Source organism: Longimycelium tulufanense (assembly GCF_014645795.1).
In the GTDB taxonomy this organism is placed as follows: Bacteria; Actinomycetota; Actinomycetes; order Mycobacteriales; family Pseudonocardiaceae; genus Longimycelium; species Longimycelium tulufanense.
Genome location: NZ_BMMK01000028.1, coordinates 29961 through 46960, shown reverse-complemented (window position 1 = coordinate 46960; position 17000 = coordinate 29961). Strand labels below are relative to the sequence as shown.

General features: G+C 70.8%; 13 protein-coding genes. 5 read left to right on the top strand and 8 right to left on the bottom strand.

All coding sequences use genetic code 11. The features are described from left to right. The first annotated feature begins 174 nt into the window (after positions 1-174). The 4 genes from IEY55_RS23665 to IEY55_RS23650 are packed head-to-tail and all read left to right on the top strand — an operon-like array spanning position 175 to position 6481. A complete protein-coding gene (locus IEY55_RS23665; RefSeq protein WP_229686678.1) occupies positions 175-1872 on the top strand; it encodes a high affinity choline transporter 1 in 1698 nt (565 codons plus the stop codon). After that, the gene (locus tag IEY55_RS23660; RefSeq protein ID WP_189060739.1) at positions 1869-3374 is read left to right on the top strand and encodes an aldehyde dehydrogenase family protein; all 1506 of its coding nucleotides are present in this window, start codon (positions 1869-1871) and stop codon (positions 3372-3374) included. Before IEY55_RS23665 ends, IEY55_RS23660 begins: the two co-directional genes overlap by 4 nt. 14 nt (positions 3375-3388) lie before the next feature. Next, positions 3389-4876, top strand: coding sequence for a GMC family oxidoreductase (locus tag IEY55_RS23655; protein WP_189060768.1), 1488 nt, complete (start codon positions 3389-3391; stop codon positions 4874-4876). A 57-nt stretch (positions 4877-4933) separates the two neighbouring features. Beyond that, complete coding sequence (locus tag IEY55_RS23650; protein WP_373290052.1) at positions 4934-6481, top strand: YibE/F family protein; 1548 nt, start codon at positions 4934-4936, stop codon at positions 6479-6481. Positions 6482-6689: 208 nt separating this feature from the next. Here IEY55_RS23650 and IEY55_RS23645 read toward each other — a convergent pair whose 3' ends face one another. Genes IEY55_RS23645 through IEY55_RS23635 form a run of 3 tightly spaced genes read right to left on the bottom strand, consistent with a single transcriptional unit; the run spans position 6690 to position 9333 of the window. Then, positions 6690-7334: a hypothetical protein gene (locus IEY55_RS23645; protein WP_189060737.1), complete on the bottom strand. Its 645-nt coding sequence runs from the start codon at positions 7332-7334 to the stop codon at positions 6690-6692. A 10-nt stretch (positions 7335-7344) separates the two neighbouring features. Continuing rightward, positions 7345-8616, bottom strand: coding sequence for a histidine--tRNA ligase (hisS, locus tag IEY55_RS23640; protein WP_189060736.1), 1272 nt, complete (start codon positions 8614-8616; stop codon positions 7345-7347). A gap of 12 nt (positions 8617-8628) precedes the next feature. Next, a complete protein-coding gene (locus IEY55_RS23635) occupies positions 8629-9333 on the bottom strand; it encodes an MBL fold metallo-hydrolase (protein WP_189060735.1) in 705 nt (234 codons plus the stop codon). A 181-nt stretch (positions 9334-9514) separates the two neighbouring features. Here IEY55_RS23635 and IEY55_RS23630 point away from each other — a divergent pair, with 181 nt between their 5' ends. Then, complete coding sequence (locus IEY55_RS23630) at positions 9515-10321, top strand: peptidylprolyl isomerase (protein WP_189060734.1); 807 nt, start codon at positions 9515-9517, stop codon at positions 10319-10321. Positions 10322-10420: 99 nt separating this feature from the next. Here IEY55_RS23630 and IEY55_RS23625 read toward each other — a convergent pair whose 3' ends face one another. From IEY55_RS23625 to yajC, 5 genes are all read right to left on the bottom strand, one after another. Further along, the gene (locus IEY55_RS23625; protein ID WP_189060733.1) at positions 10421-12715 is read right to left on the bottom strand and encodes a RelA/SpoT family protein; all 2295 of its coding nucleotides are present in this window, start codon (positions 12713-12715) and stop codon (positions 10421-10423) included. Positions 12716-12871: 156 nt separating this feature from the next. Continuing rightward, the gene (locus IEY55_RS23620; RefSeq protein ID WP_229686688.1) at positions 12872-13402 is read right to left on the bottom strand and encodes an adenine phosphoribosyltransferase; all 531 of its coding nucleotides are present in this window, start codon (positions 13400-13402) and stop codon (positions 12872-12874) included. A gap of 74 nt (positions 13403-13476) precedes the next feature. Next, positions 13477-14706 carry a protein translocase subunit SecF gene (secF, locus tag IEY55_RS23615; protein WP_189060732.1) on the bottom strand — a complete coding sequence of 410 codons (1230 nt, stop codon included), beginning with the start codon at positions 14704-14706 and terminating at the stop codon, positions 13477-13479. 1 nt (position 14707) lies between these two features. Continuing rightward, positions 14708-16420, bottom strand: coding sequence for a protein translocase subunit SecD (gene secD, locus IEY55_RS23610; protein WP_189060731.1), 1713 nt, complete (start codon positions 16418-16420; stop codon positions 14708-14710). Between the two features lie 174 nt (positions 16421-16594). Continuing rightward, positions 16595-16999 carry a preprotein translocase subunit YajC gene (yajC, locus tag IEY55_RS23605; RefSeq protein WP_189060730.1) on the bottom strand — a complete coding sequence of 135 codons (405 nt, stop codon included), beginning with the start codon at positions 16997-16999 and terminating at the stop codon, positions 16595-16597. Position 17000 lies beyond the last annotated feature (1 nt).

Below are 17000 nucleotides of genomic sequence, written 5' to 3'. Positions count from 1 at the left end.
CCCGCCAACCCGCCGGTAACCAGCGGAAACGAGAGTGGAATTTCGTTCTGGCACCGCAATTTGTTACATGGTGCGGACGTGTCATGAGCCACAATTTTCAGCCAGAACCAGGACTCCCGTCCCACTTTTGGACTAGCTTCGATCGGCGGTTCTGATCCCAACGGAAGGAGCGGCGTGTCCGTCGAAGCGACGAGGACTCCCGAACCGACCGCCACCGCAACCCAGGTGATCAAGCTCGGCGGCTTCGCCGTCGTCATCACCGGCGCGCTCATCTACGTGGCGCTGACCCAGCCGAACGTGTCCTGGCCCGGCCTGCTGGCCATGATCGGCTTCTACGCGCTCTTCTACTGGCTGGGCGCGGTCGTGGCGGCGCGCAAGGGCGGAAGCTTGGTGAACACCCTCGTGGCGGGCCGCAACATCCCGTTGTGGATCGGCGTGTTCACCATGACCGCCACCTGGGTGGGCGGCGGATACATCAACGGCACCGCCGAGGCCACCTTCGCCTCCGGCATGGCCTGGGCGCAGGCGCCCTGGGGCTACGCGCTCAGCCTCGTGATCGGCGGCCTGTTCTTCGCCGGCAAGATGCGCCGCGGCCGGTTCGCCACCATGCTCGACCCGATCGACATCCGCTTCGGCAAGCGGGCCGCCGGTCTCGGCGCCGTCCCGGCCGTACTCGGTGAGATCTTCTGGTCCGGGGCGATCCTCACCGCGCTGGGCACCACCTTCGGCACCATCGTCGGCCTGGACTTCACCTTCTCCATCATCCTGTCGGCGGCGGTCGCCATCGCCTACACCGTCGTCGGCGGCATGTGGTCGGTCGCGATCACCGACGTCGTCCAGGTCATCGTGATCTTCATCGGCCTGTTCGCGGCCATCCCGTTCGCCGCGTCGGCCGTGGGCGGCCTCGGCGGTGCCTGGTCCGGCTATCAGGAGGCGTTCGGTTCATACGCCTCCCTGTTCCCGCCGCTGACCGGCTGGGACGACCCGGCGTGGGGCCCGCTGTGGTGGAACTGGTGGGACATGGGCCTGCTGCTGGTCATGGGTGGCATCCCGTGGCAGGTGTACTTCCAGCGCGTGCTGTCGGCCCGGGACGAGAAGACCGCGCGCCGGCTGTCGGTCGGCGCCGGTGTGCTGTGCATGCTCGCCGCGGTTCCGCCCATTCTGATCGGCATCATCGCCACCGCCGCGAACTTCAGCGCCGCCGGTGCGCCGCCGCTGGACAACCCCTCGATGGCGCTGCCATACGTGCTGCGTTACCTGCTGCCGACGGGAGTGGCCGCACTTGCCATGGGTGCCATGGCCGCCGCCGTCATGTCCAGCGTGGACTCTTCGGTACTGTCGGCGTCCTCGCTGACCGGATGGAACGTCTACCGTCGGCTGATCCGGCCGAAGGCCACCGCGGCCCAGGTGCAGCGGATGATCCGGCGGCTGATCGTCGTCATCGGCGCGACCGCCGCGGTGCTCGCGCTCAACGTGGCCAGCGTCTACCAGCTCTGGTACCTCGCCAGCGACCTGGTGTACGTGCTGTTGTTCCCGATGCTGGTGTGCGCGTTGTTCGTGCCGTTCGCCAACCGGATCGGCGTGGTCGCGGGCTTCATCGTGGGCTTTCTACTGCGTTTCAGCGGTGGTGAGCCGACATTCGGGCTGCCCGCGCTGCTGCCGTGGCCGTGGCAGCAGGACGGTGCGGTGCTCTTCCCGTTCCGCACCGTGTCGATGCTGGCCGGCCTGGCCACCATCCTGGTGGTCTCGTGGCTGACCCGGCGGGTGCACCAGCCGGTGCCGTTGTCGGCGCTGGACCCGGACTCGCCGGAGCGGCGGGCCATGCCCATGCCCGCCGAGCAGGACAGGACAAGTGAAGAGGTGAAGGTATGACCCGCACCGCGAAGGTGCCCACGGGGCTGCTGATCGACGGCCGGTGGGCCGAGGCCACCGGTGGCACCCGCGAGGTGCGCAGCCCGCACGACGACCGCGTGGTCGCGGTGGTCGGTGAGGCCAGCGAGGCCGACGTCAACGCGGCCGTGGCCGCCGCCCGTCACGCGTTCGACGAGGGCCCGTGGCCGCACCTGCCCGCTGCCGAGCGCGGCCGGCTGGTGTACCGCATCGCCGAGCTGATCGAGCGCAACATCGACGAGCTCGCCGAGCTGGAGAGCCTGGACACGGCGAAACCGTTGGCGGACAGCCATCAGGACATGTCCGACATCGCCGCGGTCTTCCGCTACTACGGCGGGCTCGGCCCGGCGAACACCGGGCGCACGGTCGAGCCGCCGAACCCCGACGTGGCCAGCGAGGTGGTGCGCGAGCCGGTCGGCGTGTGCGCGCAGATCACCCCGTGGAACTACCCGCTGCTGCAGGCGTCGTGGAAGATCGCGCCCGCCCTGGTCGCCGGCTGCACCGTGGTGCTCAAGCCGAGCGAGCTGACGCCGCTGACCACGATGCGTTTCGCCGAGCTGGTGCAGGCTGAGCTGGACCTGCCGCCCGGTGTGCTCAATGTGGTGCTGGGTGCCGGTGCCCCCGTGGGCAGCACGATGGTGAGCCATCCGGATGTCGACATGGTGTCGTTCACCGGCGGCCTGGCCACCGGGCGGCGCATCATGGCCGACGCCGCCGCCACCGTGAAGAAGGTGGCGTTGGAGCTGGGCGGCAAGAACCCGAACGTGGTCTTCGCCGACGCCGACTTCGACGCCGCGGTGGACAACGCGCTGACGGCCGCTTTCTTCCACGCCGGCCAGGTCTGCTCCGCCGGTGCGCGGCTGATCGTCCAGCGGGAGATCCGCGAACGGTTCGTCAACGCCTTGGTGGAGCGCGTCGCCGAGATCCGGATCGGCGACGGGTTCACCGAGGGTGTCCACATTGGACCGCTGATTTCCCGTGCGCATCGGGACAAGGTGGCCGGTTTCGTCGACGCCACGGTCGCCGAGGGCGCGGTGCTCCGCACCGGTGGCGCGGTACCGAGCGACCCCGAGCTGGCCAACGGCTGGTATTACCCACCGACCGTGCTGGACGGGTGCCGCTCCGGGATGACCGCGGTCCGCGAGGAGGTCTTCGGCCCGGTCGTCACGGTGGAGGTCTTCGACACCGAGGACGAGGCCGTGGCGCTGGCCAACGACACCATCTACGGCCTGGCCGGCGCGGTGTGGACCACCGACGCCGGTCGCGCCCGCCGGATGGTGCGCCGGCTGCGGCACGGCACGGTGTGGATCAACGACTTCCATCCCTACGTGCCGCAGGCCGAGTGGGGCGGTTTCAAGCAGTCCGGGGTGGGCCGCGAGCTCGGGCAGGCCGGGCTGGACGAGTACACCGAGACCAAGCACGTCTACCACAACCTTCGGCCGGCCCGGTCGGGCTGGCTGGGCACTACTGGAGGGAATGCGTGACCGGCAAGCACGAGCTGCTGGGTGAGTACGACGTCGTCGTCGTCGGGGGCGGCAGTTCGGGGGCGGCGGCCGCGCGGCGGCTGGCCGAGCGGGGGGTGGGTTCGGTCGTCCTGCTGGAGGCCGGCCCGTCCGACGAGGGCCGCGACGAGGTGCTGACGCTGCGCCGCTGGACCGAGCTGCTGGAGTCGGAGTACGACTACGACTACACGATCGAGCCGCAGGAGCGCGGTAACGGCAACATCCGGCACGCCCGCGCCAAGGTGCTCGGCGGCTGCTCCTCGCACAACTCCTGCATCGCGTTCTTCACCCCCGAGCGCGATCTGCGGCAGTGGGTGGAGCTGGGCGCGGCCGGCTGGAGCCCGGAAGAGGTCGCGCCGGCGATCGCGGGTGTGCGCGAGCGCGTGCACGTGGACGAGCCGCCCGAGGACAACCCGCTCAACCACGCGGTGATCGAGGCGTGTGCCGAGCTGGGTCTGCCCACCACGCGGTTCAACCAGAGCGGTGAGCTGCGCCCAGGGGCTGGCCGGTTCCAGATCAACGTCTCCGACGGCATCCGGCAGTCCTCGTCGGTGTCCTACCTGCACCCGCTGGGTGCACTGCCGTCGAACCTCGAGGTGCTCACCGGCACCCGGGCGCTGCGGGTGCTCATCGACCGTGGCCGGGCCACCGGGGTGGCGACCGACCGCGGCATCATCCGGGCCCGCCACGAGGTGGTGTTGTCCGCCGGTGCGTTCGACACCCCGAAGCTGCTGATGCTCTCCGGTGTCGGGCCGGCCGACCAGCTGCGTGCCCTGGGCATCGACGTGGTGGCCGACCTGCCGGTGGGCGAGCACCTGCTCGACCACCCCGAGGGTGTGCTCAACTGGTCGTCCCGCAAGCCGCTTGACTTCCCCAGCGCGCAGCTGTGGGAGGTCGGGATCTTCGCCTGCGTCGAGGACCCGGTCCACCCCGACCTGATGTTCCACCTCGGGCTCGAGGTGTTCGACATGCAGACCGGGCCGGCCGGCTACCCCACCGCGGAGCAGGGCTTCGCGCTCACCCCGAACGTCGCCCGTGCCCGCAGCGAGGGCACGGTGCGGCTGCGCTCGGCCAACCCGGACGACAAGCCGCTCATAGACTTCCGGTACTTCACCGACCCGGAGGGCTACGACGAGCGGATCATGCTGGCCGGCGTGCACCTGGCGCGGGAGATCATGGCGCAGGCGCCGCTGCGGGAGTGGGTGGACAAGGAGCTGTCCCCCGGTGCCGCGATGGTGGAGGACGCGGACCTGTCGGAGTACGTGCGGCGCACTGCCAACACCGTCTACCACCCGGCGGGTACCTGTCGGATGGGTGCGCCCGACGCCCCGACGACCGTGGTCGACCCGCGGCTGCGGGTGCTCGGGATCGAGGCGCTGCGCGTCGCCGACGCCTCGGTCTTCCCGTCGATGACCACCGTCAACCCGAACCTGACCTGCATGATGATCGGCGAGCGCGTGGCCCGGTTCATCACCGGGAGCTGAATCGGTAGGCCGACCGGTGGTATGGCGTCCGACGTTCGGTCGGCACCATGTGACCCCGTGAGGACCACTGACGGGCGGCCGTCCGGGAACCGACGCGGTTCCCGGACGGCCGCCGCGCGTCTGCCGCGGACCGGGCACGGCCATGGTCACGGGCACGGACACGGCCCGGTCGAGCCGGCATCCCGGCGGGTGCGGCTGCTGCTCGTCGCGTTGTTGGCCCCGCTCGCGCTGGCCACGGTCGTGGGCATGGCGGTGCTGTATCCGTTCGGTCACGACCAGGCGACCGGCGGCAAGCTTGGCCTCGACCACGTCCCGGTGCCCGGCGAGGTCACGGCGGTGGCGGCCGGGCCGTGCACCGCGGGACCGGGCAATGCTCCGCCGGGGAGCCCCCAGCCGGCGCCGGGGCAGCCTGCTGCCGGGCAGCCGGATGCCGGCCAGGCCAGCGAGTGCCTGACGGTCACCGTGCGGCTGGAGGACGGGCCGGCGGCCGGGGTGTTGATCCAGCAACGGGTGCCGCAGGAACCGAGCACGCCCTCGTTCACGGTGGGCGACCGGGTGGTGTTGGCCTACACCGGTGCGGCACCCAACGACCCCAGCTCCTACCAGCTGGTTGACTTCCAGCGGGGATGGCCGCTGAGCGTCCTGGCGGGTGTGTTCGCGCTCGCCGTGCTCCTGCTGGGCCGGTGGCGGGGGCTGGCCGCACTCGGCGCGTTGGCGGTCAGCTTCGGGGTGCTGGTGTTGTTCGTGTTGCCGGCGATCCTGGCCGGACAGGGTCCGCTGCCGGTCGCCGTGGTGGGTTCCGGCGTGATCATGTTCGTGGCGTTGTACATCACGCACGGCTTCACCGCGCGAACGTCCACGGCGATCCTCGGCACGCTGGTCAGCCTGACCCTGATCGGGGTGTTGGGCTGGGCGTTCGCGGCCGCGTCCCGGCTGACCGGGCTCGACGAGGACACCGCGAACCTGATCGGCCTGCTCGGGCACGGCATCGACGCCCGCGGCCTGCTGCTGGCCGGGGTCATCATCGGCGCGCTCGGTGTGCTCGACGACGTCACGGTCACCCAGGCCAGCGCGGTGTGGGAGCTCCGGCGCGCCAACCCGGACCTGGGTTGGCGGGGGCTGTACTCGGCCGGGTTGCGCATCGGCCGGGACCACGTCGGCTCGGCGGTGAACACGCTGGTCATGGCGTACGCCGGCGCGGCGTTGCCGATGCTGCTGGCGTACTCGCTGTCCGGCCGGACCTTCGGGGAGCTGGTGACCGCGCAGGCGGTGGCACAGGAGGTGGTGCGCACGCTGGTCGGCAGCGTCGGACTGGTTGCGGCCGTGCCGGTCACCACCGCCCTCTCGGCCCTCGTCGCCAGCGGCGAACCGGTATCCGCTGCTGTCGCCCGCGGGGGCGAGGAGCCGGATGAGAGCGGCGCATCGGGGAAGGACACCGAGGATGAGGCGGCCGCCAAGGCTCCGGCGGCTTCCCATGCTGATGGCGCGAGCCCGAATGGGGATGGCCGTCGCTCCCTGGACGCCGACCCGCCCACGGTGCCGATCGACCTGCCGCCCGGCCTCCGACGTCACGAGCCACCGGAAACCGCCCGCCGTCGGCGGTAGCGACTTCCGGAAAGCAGCCCCCTCCCGCCCGGGGGTGGCGCCCCACGACCAGCCTATCGGGTCGTTTTCGCAGGTCAAAATACTGATCCACAGGTCGACGCGGCTGTCCACAGCGGACGGAAAAGGACTTGACAAGATCGCGTCGAGCGGCAAGTTAGGCCGAGAATGGGCATCGGCACCCAGCGCGACCTGCTGAGATAGTTACCGCTCAGCCCAGGGAGGTGACGAAGCGGGCCACGGCGTCGGGCGTCAGCTTCTGCGCGAGGCGGCCGCCCGGGGCCAGGGAAGCCAGCTGATGGAGTGGCCGCTCCTGGGCCGCGTCCCCGCGAGCCTCCGAGCGGAGCTGCGCGACCAGCAGCTCGGAGTACAGCAGCGCCGCGGGGTCGCCCACCCCGGCCAACGTGTCGGCGAGCCGGCGTAGCGGCAGGATGCCCAACTCCCGGCCGCCGGTCCCGGAGTAGATCGCCAATGCCACGTTGGTGGCCTTGCGGCCCTTACTCCGCTCACGCACGAACATGCCGACCGTCCGCGTCCCACGGGCGTCGGTGAGCAGCAGGTCGAAGTCGGCGTCGCGCAGGTCGACCCGGCGCGTGCCGATCGCGCGCACCACCACCGAGGCGCCTTCCAGCCAGATCCGGCGGCGCGCCTCACTCACCGCCAGGAGCAGCAGCGGCACGCCGAGGACAGTCGCCGTGACCAAACCGGCCACCTGCCCGGCCAGCAGCCCGATGATGCCGCCGAAAGCGGCCGCCACCAGGATCGCGCCCAGGGCCACCGAGACCGCCCGCCGTCGCAGTACCGCGCGGTCCAGCAGGTCCAGCGGCACGACCTCGGGCCGCTGCTGCTCCCCCATGGCCGTCTCCCTACGTATCGCTCCCACCCAGGGCGCGCAGCACCCCGGTCACCGCGCCGTCCAGCGGCAGGGCCCGTTGCTCGCCGGTGCTCAGCTCCTTGAGCTGGGCGTTGCCCTCGGCCAGGTCACGCTCGCCCACCACCAGCGCGAACCGCGCACCCGACCGATCGGCCGCCTTCATCGCGCCCTTGAGGCCCTTGCCGCCGTAGGCGAGGTCGACCCGGACGCCCCGGGCGCGGAGCTGGCCCGCAAGCGCCACCAGACGCGCCTTGGCAGCATCCCCCAGCGGAACGCAGAACACGTCGCACCGCGCCGTGTCCCCGGGCGTGACGCCCTCGACCTCGCACGCCAGCAGCGTGCGGTCGACGCCGAGCCCGAAGCCCACGCCCGACAGCGGCTGGCCGCCAAGCTCGGCCATCAGGCCGTCATAGCGACCACCGCCACCGATCCCGGACTGGGCGCCCAGGCCGTCGTGCACGAACTCGAAGGTGGTCTTGGTGTAGTAGTCGAGCCCGCGGACCATGCGCGGGTTCTCGACGAACTTCACGCCGAGGTCCGTGAGGTGCCCCTTGACCTGCTCGTAGTGCTCCCGGCACTCCGGCGACAGGTGGTCGACCATCAGCGGCGCATCGGCCAGCAGCTCGCGCACGTCCGGCCGCTTGTCGTCCAACACGCGCAGCGGGTTGATCTCGGCGCGCTGCCGCGTCTCGTCGTCCAGCGGCAACTTCCGCAGGAAGTCCTGCAGCTCCGCGCGGTACTGCGGCCGGCAGCTGGCATCGCCCAGCGAGGTGATCTCCAGTCGGTAGCCGGACAGCCCCAGGTCGCGGAACCCGGTGTCGGCGATCGCGATGACCTCGGCGTCCAGCGCCGGGTCGTCGACGCCGATCGCCTCCACCCCGACCTGCTGCAGCTGGCGGTAGCGGCCGGCCTGGGGCCGCTCGTAGCGGAAGAACGGACCCGCGTAGTACAGCTTCACCGGCAGCTGTCCCCGGTCCAGGCCGTGCTCGATGACCGCGCGCATCACCCCGGCGGTGCCCTCCGGCCGCAGCGTGACGGACCGGCCGCCGCGGTCGGCGAAGGTGTACATCTCCTTGGTCACCACGTCGGTGGACTCGCCGACGCCGCGGGCGAACAGCGTGGTGTCCTCGAAGATCGGCAGCTCGACGTAGCCGTAGCCGGCCCGACGGGCCGCACCGACCAGCTTCTCGCGCACGGCCAGGAACGCCGCCGAGTTGGGGGGGAAGTACTCCGGGATGCCCTTGGGGGCGGTAAAGACGCTCATCTGCTTCTTACTTCACAGTCCTCTGTGTGGTGCGGCGGGCGCGCCCTCGCCGCTGCCGAGCTCCAGCAGGAACGGGTTGGTCGCGCGTTCCCGGCCGATCGTCGTGGTGGGCCCGTGGCCGGGCAGCACGACCGTGTCGTCCGGCAGCGGCAACACCTTGCCGCGCAGGGTCGCCAGCATCCGGGCGTGGTCGCCGCCCGGCAGGTCGGTGCGCCCGATGGACCCGGCGAAGAGGGTGTCGCCGGACAGCATGAGCCGGCCCCCCTCCTGGCTGCCGGTGCGGAACGACACCGACCCGCCGGTATGACCCGGGGTGTGGTCGACCGTCATGCGCAGCCCGGCCAGGTCCAGCTCGGCACCGTCGGACAGCTCCCGCACCTCGGCCGGCTCCCGCATCGGCATGCCGCCGCCGAACAGGGCCTGCCCGGCCAGCCCGAGGCCGCGGCCGGGATCGGCGAGCAGCGACCGGTCGTCGGGGTGCACCCAGGCGGGAATGTCGTGACCGTCGCACACCGGGGCCACCGAGAAGCAATGGTCGAAGTGGCCGTGGGTGAGCAGCACGGCCACCGGGGTCAGCCGGTGCTTGCGCAGTTGCTCGGCCAGGGGCTCGACCACGTCCTGGCCGGGGTCGACGATGACGCACGCCTCGCCCTCGCCCGGGGCCAGCAGGTAGCAGTTGGCCTGCAACGGGCCGGACGGGAACCCGACGACGAGCACGACGTGGACCTCCGGTGCGGGTGGGTGGGGCGGCCTCAGCTGGTGACCAGCCTAGAGGACGCCGCCCAACCCACTGACGCGATCATGCCCATTAGACCGGCCACTATGCCGACCTCACAGGTGGTCGCCATAGACTGCGCCTCTGTCACCAGCCGTGTCCGTCGACCATCAGGAGGAGCAGGTGCCGACCAACGAGCAACGTCGCCAGGCCGCGAAGCGGAAGCTGGAGCGTCAGCTCAAGCGTCGCGCCGAGCGTGCGAAGCGGCGCCGGATTCTGGGAGCGGTGTCGGCGGTCGTGGCGACCGCGCTGGTCGGCACCGGCATCTACTACCTGGCGACCAGGGAATCCACCTCGGACGCGGCGGCTGATGCCTCGACGAGCCCGACCACTCCGGCCAAGACTAGTGGCGGGCCCTGCGAGTACACCGAGGCTCCCGGGGAGAAGCCCGCCAAGAACGTGGGGATGCCGGACGACCCGAATCCCACGCCGGACCAGGGCAAGGTTCAGGTGACCCTGAAGACCAGCCAGGGCGACATCCCGCTCACCCTGGACCGGGCCAAGGCACCGTGCACCGTGCAGAGCTTCGTGCATTTGGCGAAGAAGAAGTTCTTCGACGACACCTCCTGCCACCGGATGACGACTACCGATGGGCTGAAGGTGCTGCAGTGCGGCGACCCGACCGGCACGGGTCAGGGTGGCCCGGGCTACACGATCAAGGACGAGGTCTCTCCGGACCTGAAATACACCCGTGGCACCCTGGCGATGGCGAAAACCCAAGCGCCTAACAGCGGCGGCAGCCAGTTCTTCATGGTGTACGGCGACTCACAGCTCCCGCCGAACTACACCGTGTTCGGCAGCATCGGCGAGGACGGCCTGAAGGCGCTGGACAAGGTGGCTGCCGGTGGTGTCGAGGCCGGCCCGAGGGGTGAGGGCGACGGCAAGCCCAAGATCCCGGTCGAGATCAAGCAGGCCGTGGTCGCCAATTGACGCCGGTCCCCACACGACCACGCGGGGTACCCCGGTCAGCGCGACAGGGGTACCCCGCGTTTCGTCAATGACGACCGGAGCCGACGGTGACTGCCCTGGTCAGGACGCCGAGGTGACGCGGTACACGTCGTAGACGCCCTCGACGTTGCGGACCGCCTTCAGCACGTGGCCCAGGTGCTTGGGGTCGCCCATCTCGAAGGTGAACCGGCTGACCGCGACCCGGTCCCGCGAGGTCGTCACCGAGGCCGACAGGATGTTCACCCGCTCGTCGGCCAGCACCTTCGTCACGTCCGAGAGCAGGCGGTGCCGGTCCAGCGCCTCCACCTGGATGGCGACCAGGAACAGCGAGGACGACGAGGGCGCCCACTCCACGTCGACCAGCCGTTCCGGCGAGGACCGCAGGTCGTCGGCGTTGGTGCAGTCCGTGCGGTGCACGCTGACCGCGCCGCCCCGGGTGACGAAGCCCAGGATCTCGTCGCCCGGCACCGGCGTGCAGCACCGCGCCAGCTTGACCCAGATGTCGCTGGTGCCCTTGACGATCACGCCGGCGTCCCCGGACCCGCGCCGCCGGACCACCGTCGACGGGGTCAGCCGCTCGGCCAGCTCCTCCTCGGCGTGCTCCTCGCCGCCGATCAACGCCATCAGGCGCTGCACCATGTGCCGGGCCGAGACGTGCCCCTCGCCCACCGCGGCGTACAGCGCGCTCACGTCGCCGTACCGCAGCTCGCGCGACAGCGCGGTCATCGCGTCCGCCGACACCAGGCGCTGCAGCGGCAGGCCGACCCGGCGCACCTCGCGGGCGATGCTCTCCTTGCCGGACTCGATCGCCTCCTCGCGCCGCTCCTTGGCGAACCACTGCTTGATCTTCGCCTTGGCCCGCGGCGAGGCGACGAACGACAGCCAGTCCCGGCTCGGCCCGGCGCCCTCGGCCTTCGAGGTGAAGATCTCGACGACCTCGCCGTTCTCCAGCTTGCGCTCCAGGGCGACCAGCCGGCCGTTCACCCGGGCCCCGATGCAGCGGTGCCCCACCTCGGTGTGCACGGCGTAGGCGAAGTCGACCGGCGTGGAGCCGGTGGGCAGCGTGATGACGTCGCCCTTCGGCGTGAAGACGAAGATCTCCCGGGTGGCCAGGTCGTACCGCAGCTGCTCGAGGAACTCGCCGGGGTCGGCGGCCTCCCGCTGCCAGTCGAGGAGCTGGCGCATCCACGCCATCTCGTCGATCTCCATCGACCGGCCGTTGTGGGTGCCCCGGGTCTCCTTGTACCGCCAGTGCGCCGCGATGCCGTACTCGGCGGTGCGGTGCATCTCGTGGGTGCGGATCTGCACTTCCAGCGGCTTGCCGTCCGGTCCGATGACCGTGGTGTGCAGCGACTGGTACACCCCGAACCGGGGCTGGGCGATGTAGTCCTTGAACCGGCCGGGCATCGGCTGCCACAGCGCGTGCACCACGCCCATGGCCGCGTAGCAGTCCCGCACCTCGTCGACCAGGATCCGCACCCCGACCAGGTCGTGGATGTCGTCGAAGTCCCGGCCCCGCACGATCATCTTCTGGTGGATCGAGTAGTAGTGCTTGGGCCGGCCCTCCACCCGCGCGGTGATCCGTGCCTCGCCCAGGTGGGCGGACAGTTCGGCGATGACCTTGCGCAGGTAGATGTCCCGGGACGGGGCGCGGTTGGCGACCAGGCGGACGATCTCGTCGTACTTCTTCGGCTGCAGGATGGCGAAGGCCAAATCCTCCAGCTCCCACTTCACCGTGGCCATGCCCAGCCGGTGCGCCAGCGGGGCCAGCACCTCCAGCGTCTCCCGCGCCTTGCGGGCCTGCTTCTCCGGCGGCAGGAACCGCATGGTGCGCATGTTGTGCAGCCGGTCGGCCAGCTTGATGACCAGCACCCGTGGGTCGCGCGCCATGGCGATGACCATCTTGCGGATGGTCTCGGCCTCGGCGGCCGCGCCCAGCTTGACCTTGTCCAGCTTGGTGACGCCGTCCACCAGGTGCGCGACCTCGTCACCGAAGTCGGTGCGCAACCGCTCCAGTGAGTAGTCGGTGTCCTCCACCGTGTCGTGCAGCAGTGCCGCGACCAGGGTGGTGGTGTCCATGCCCAGCTCGGCGAGGATGGTGGCCACCGCGAGCGGGTGCGTGATGTAGGGGTCGCCGGACTTGCGGCGCTGCCCCCGGTGCTTCTCCTCGGCCACGTCGTAGGCGCGCTGGAGCAACGCCAGGTCGGCCTTGGGGTGCAGTTCCCGGTGCACCGCGGCCAGCGGCTCCAGGACCTGCTTGACCGGGGCGGGCCGCTGGGCGGTGATGCGGCGCGCCAGCCGCGCCCGCACCCGGCGGGTGGCCGACGGCGTCCGCGACGACTGTCCCGATACGACGGGCTCGACGTCCTGGCTCACCGCGCACTCCCGGGGCTGCAGGGTTGGCTCGCCCGTTGAGCCCGGGCGAGCCTCGGCACCCGGACCACCGCCGTTGGTACGGCCCGGGTGTCGAGGATAACGCTCCGCAGACCAGCACCCTTCCCGCAGGGTGACGCACGCGACGAGCGGTAGCGCCTAGACGGTGAACACCGCGTGCACGTTCAGCCCGGCCAGTCGCTCTCGGCCACCGAGGGCGGCCAGCTCGACCGCGACCGCCGCGCCGACCACCTCGCCGCCGGCCTGCCGCACCAGCTCGCTGCTGGCCGCCACGGTGCCGCCGGTGGCCAGCACGTCGTCCACGACGAGGACGCGCTGCCCCGGGGCGACGGTGCCCTCCGGCAGCTCCAGGGTGGCCTGGCCGTACTCCAGGTCGTAGTCGACCCGGTGCGCCACCGCGGGCAGCTTGCCCGGCTTGCGCACGCCCACGATGCCGGTGCCGCAGGCGTAGGCGACGGCCGCGCCCAGCAGAAAGCCGCGGGCCTCGATGCCCAGCACCAGGTCGGCGTCGGGCGCGGTACGGGCCAGGCCGTACACCACGGCGCGGAACGCCTCGGCGTCGGCCAGCACCGGGCTGATGTCGCGGAAGAGCACGCCCGGCTCGGGGAAGTCGGGCACCTCCCGCATCAGCCGCCACGCTCGCTCCAGGTCACCGGACAGCTCACCCATCCGGGCGATGGCGGCATTCAGCCGGGCCATGTCGCCGGCGAGCTCGCCCAGCGGGCCGGCCGGGTCCGCGCCGCTCACCGGCCGCGCTTCCCGGTGGGCCGCCCGGCCTTGCCGGCCGGGCGACGCGTCCGCCGCGACTCCGGGCCCTTGCCCGGCCGGGCCGGCACGCTCGCCGCCGCGGCCAGGGCCTTCTCCCGCCGCAGCTCGGTGCCCAGCGCCTGGTCGTCGGTCCCGGTCGGCGCCGCGGCCATCGCGGCGGCCGCGTCACCGGCCTTGGCCCGCCGGGCGGCGACCCGGGCCGCCTGCTGCTTGAACCGCGGATCGCGCATCTTCAGGTCGACCAGCAACGGCGTGGCCAGGAAGATCGACGAGAAGGTGCCGGTGAGGATGCCCACCGCCTGCACCAGGGCCAGGTCCTTGAGCGTGCCCACGCCGAGCAGACCGGCGCCGATGATCAGCAGGCCGAGGACGGGCAGCAGGGACGTCAGCGAGGTGTTGACGGACCGCATCAGCGTCTGGTTCAACGCCAGGTTCGCGGTCTCGGCGTAGTTGCGGCGGGTCAGGCCGAGCAGGCCGCGGGTGTTCTCCTTGACCTTGTCGAACACGACGACGGTGTCGTAGAGCGAGTAGCCCAGGATCGTGAGCAGGCCGATGACGGTCGCCGGGGTGACCTCGAAGCCGACCAGCGAGTAGATGCCGGCGGTGACCGTGATGTCGTACACCAGCGCCGCCAACGCGGCGATGGCCATCCAGCGCTCGAAGTACACCGACAGGAAGATCATCACCAGCACGAGGAACACGCCCAGCGCGATCAGCGCCTTCCTGCTGATCTCCCCGCCCCAGGTGGAACTGACCTTGCTGTCGCTGATCGACGCCTGGCTCGGTTGCCCGTCCGTGCCCAGCGGCTTGAAGGCGTCGAAGAGGTCGGCCTTGACCTTGGCCGTTTCCTGGTTGGTCAGCGTGACGGAGCGGATCAGGACGCTCTCCCCGGCGCCCGCGCCGACCCGCTGCGCCGAGGTCGCGTCCCTACCCGTGCTCTCCCGGAAGACGCTCTTGACCCGCTTCAGGTCAATGGCTCCGGACTCGCCCTTGGCGGGCATCTGGATCTGGGTTCCACCCACGAAGTCCATGCCCGGGGTGAAGCCCTTGGTCACCATCGAGCCGATGCAGAGCGCCAGCATGAGCGCGATGACGAGGTACCACCACTTGCGCTTGCCGACGATGTTGAGCCCGCCGGTCCCGCTGTAGAGGCGGAAGAAGAAGCCCTGGCGCTGCGGCGAGGTCGGGGTCTGGGGGGTCGCCACCTCACGCCTCCTTCGTGTTTGCCGACGCCGCGGCAGCGGCCGCCTTACGTTGCGCGGCGCCCAGGCGCTGCATGGCACCGAGCCCGGAGAGCCCGGGGCGGGTCAGGAACTTGCTTCGGGACGCGAGCACCACCATCGGATGTGTCACCAGGAACACGATCAGCAGGTCGAGGACGGTGGACAGGCCCAGGGTGAAGGCGAAACCCCTGACCTGGCCGACGGCCAGGGCGTAGAGCACCGCGACCGCGAGGAACACCACCCCGTCGGCGGACAGGATGGTACGCCGGGCACGCGGCCAGGCGCGCTGCACCGCGGACCGCACGGTGCGGCCTTCCCGGATCTCGTCCTTGATCCGCTCGAAGAAGACGACGAACGAGTCCGCCGTGACGCCGATCGCGATGATGAAACCGGCGACACCGGCAAGGTCCAGGGTGAAGCCGATCCAGCGGCCGAGTAGCACCAGCACCGGATAGACCAGCCCCGCGGTCAACCCCAGCGAGGCGATCAGCAGGATCCCCAGCCCGCGGTAGTAGATCAGGCTGTACACCGCGATCAGGGCGAAGCCGACCAGGCCGGCGATCAGGCCGGCCTCCAGCGAGGCCAGGCCCAGCGTGGCGGACACGGTCTCGGCCTGGGAAGAGTCGAAGGACAGCGGCAGCGCGCCGTACTGCAGGATCTGCGCCAGGTCGCTGGCCGACTTCTGGGTGAACTGGCCGCTGATCTGCGTCCGGCCGCCCAGGATCGGCTCGTTGATCGTGGGTGCGGAGACGACCTCGGTGTCCAGCACGAAGGCAGCGCGCTCGTTGACGTTCTTCGAGGTGAAGTCACCCCAGATCTTGGCGCCCTCGCTCTTGAAGTCCAGCTCGACGATGAAGCCGGCGCCCCGGGGGTCCTGCACGGCGTTGGCCGAGGAGACCTCCTTGCCGGGCAAAAAGACCTTGTCCAGGACGTACTTCTCGGTCTTGTCCTTGCTGCAGGTGACCAGCGGCTTGTCCGCCTCGTCGTTGCCGCGCAACGGGTCCGGCTTGGAGCAGTCCAGTGCGGCCAGCGCCTGCTGCTGGACCTGCGGGTCCGTGCTCTGCCGGGTCTCCTTGGCCTTGCGGATCTCCTCGGCGGTCTTCTCGTCGACCGAGCCCTTGTCACCGTTGTTCGGCGGTTGTTGCTCGGCGGCCGGAGCGGGTCGGCCCTGCGGCTTGGGCTTGCCGTCCGGCTGGCCCCCGGAGTTGGGCTGGTCGCCGGAGTTGGCGTTGCCGGGTTGCCCACCGTTGGGCTTGTCGCCACCCGGCTGGCCGGAGTTGTTGGCGCCGTTCTGGTCACCGGGAGCCGGCGGGGTGGCCGGCACGGCGGCAACCACCTTGCGGAAGTTGACCTCGGCGGTCTGGCTGACCAGCTTCGCCTGCTCACCGCCCTCGCCCGGGACCGTGATCACCAGGTTGTTGCCGTCGAGGACGACCTCGGCACCACTGATGCCCATGCCGTTGACACGCGTGTCGATAATCGACTTCGCCTGGTTCAGCGCCTCCTGGGACGGCGGCTTGCCGTCGGGTGAGCGCGCGGTGAGCGTCACGCGCGTGCCGCCCTGCAGGTCGATGCCCAGCTTGGGGGTCGCCTGGCGGTCGCCGGTGAAGAACACCAGCGCGTAGAGCACGACGACGATCAGGGCGAAAACCGCCAGGTATCGCCCTGGGCGGATCTGCCCGGCCGGAGGTGCCACGGTTGCGTCCGTCTCCTCGAAACCTGATGTCGGGACCGGTGGGCCCCGTCGATCACGGGACGCCCCCACCCGGTCCGCCCCGCTCGTCTCGAGCAGGGACCGGGCGGAGGCGCAGCCTACCGGTCATGGCGTCTGCTCGGTGTGTGTGCCGCACGACCGAGCGTCAAGGCATTCTTACCGCCGGTTCTTCTCCTCCTCCAGCGGCGGGGCCACCTCCGCACCCGCGCTGCCCTTGTCGGCGGCCACCTCGGTGGGCTGCTCGGCGGACTCGGTGCCGTCAACCTCGGTCCCGTCAACGTCGGTGGCGGCGTCGGCCTGCGGGTTGGCCTTCTCCCGCACCGCGGCACGCGCCCAGGTGGTCACCACGCCCGGGGCCAGCTCCAGGTCGATCGTCTCGTCGTCCTCGCTGTCGACGACGGTCCCGTACAGACCCGAGGTGGTCATCACGCGGTCACCGGGCTGCAGCGAGCGCTGCAGCTGCTGCATCTGCTGGTATGCCTTCTTCTGCTTGCGCGCGCTGAGGAACAGCGGCAGGGCGATCAGGATGATCAGGAGGGGGAAGAGGAAAGAGGCGTCCATC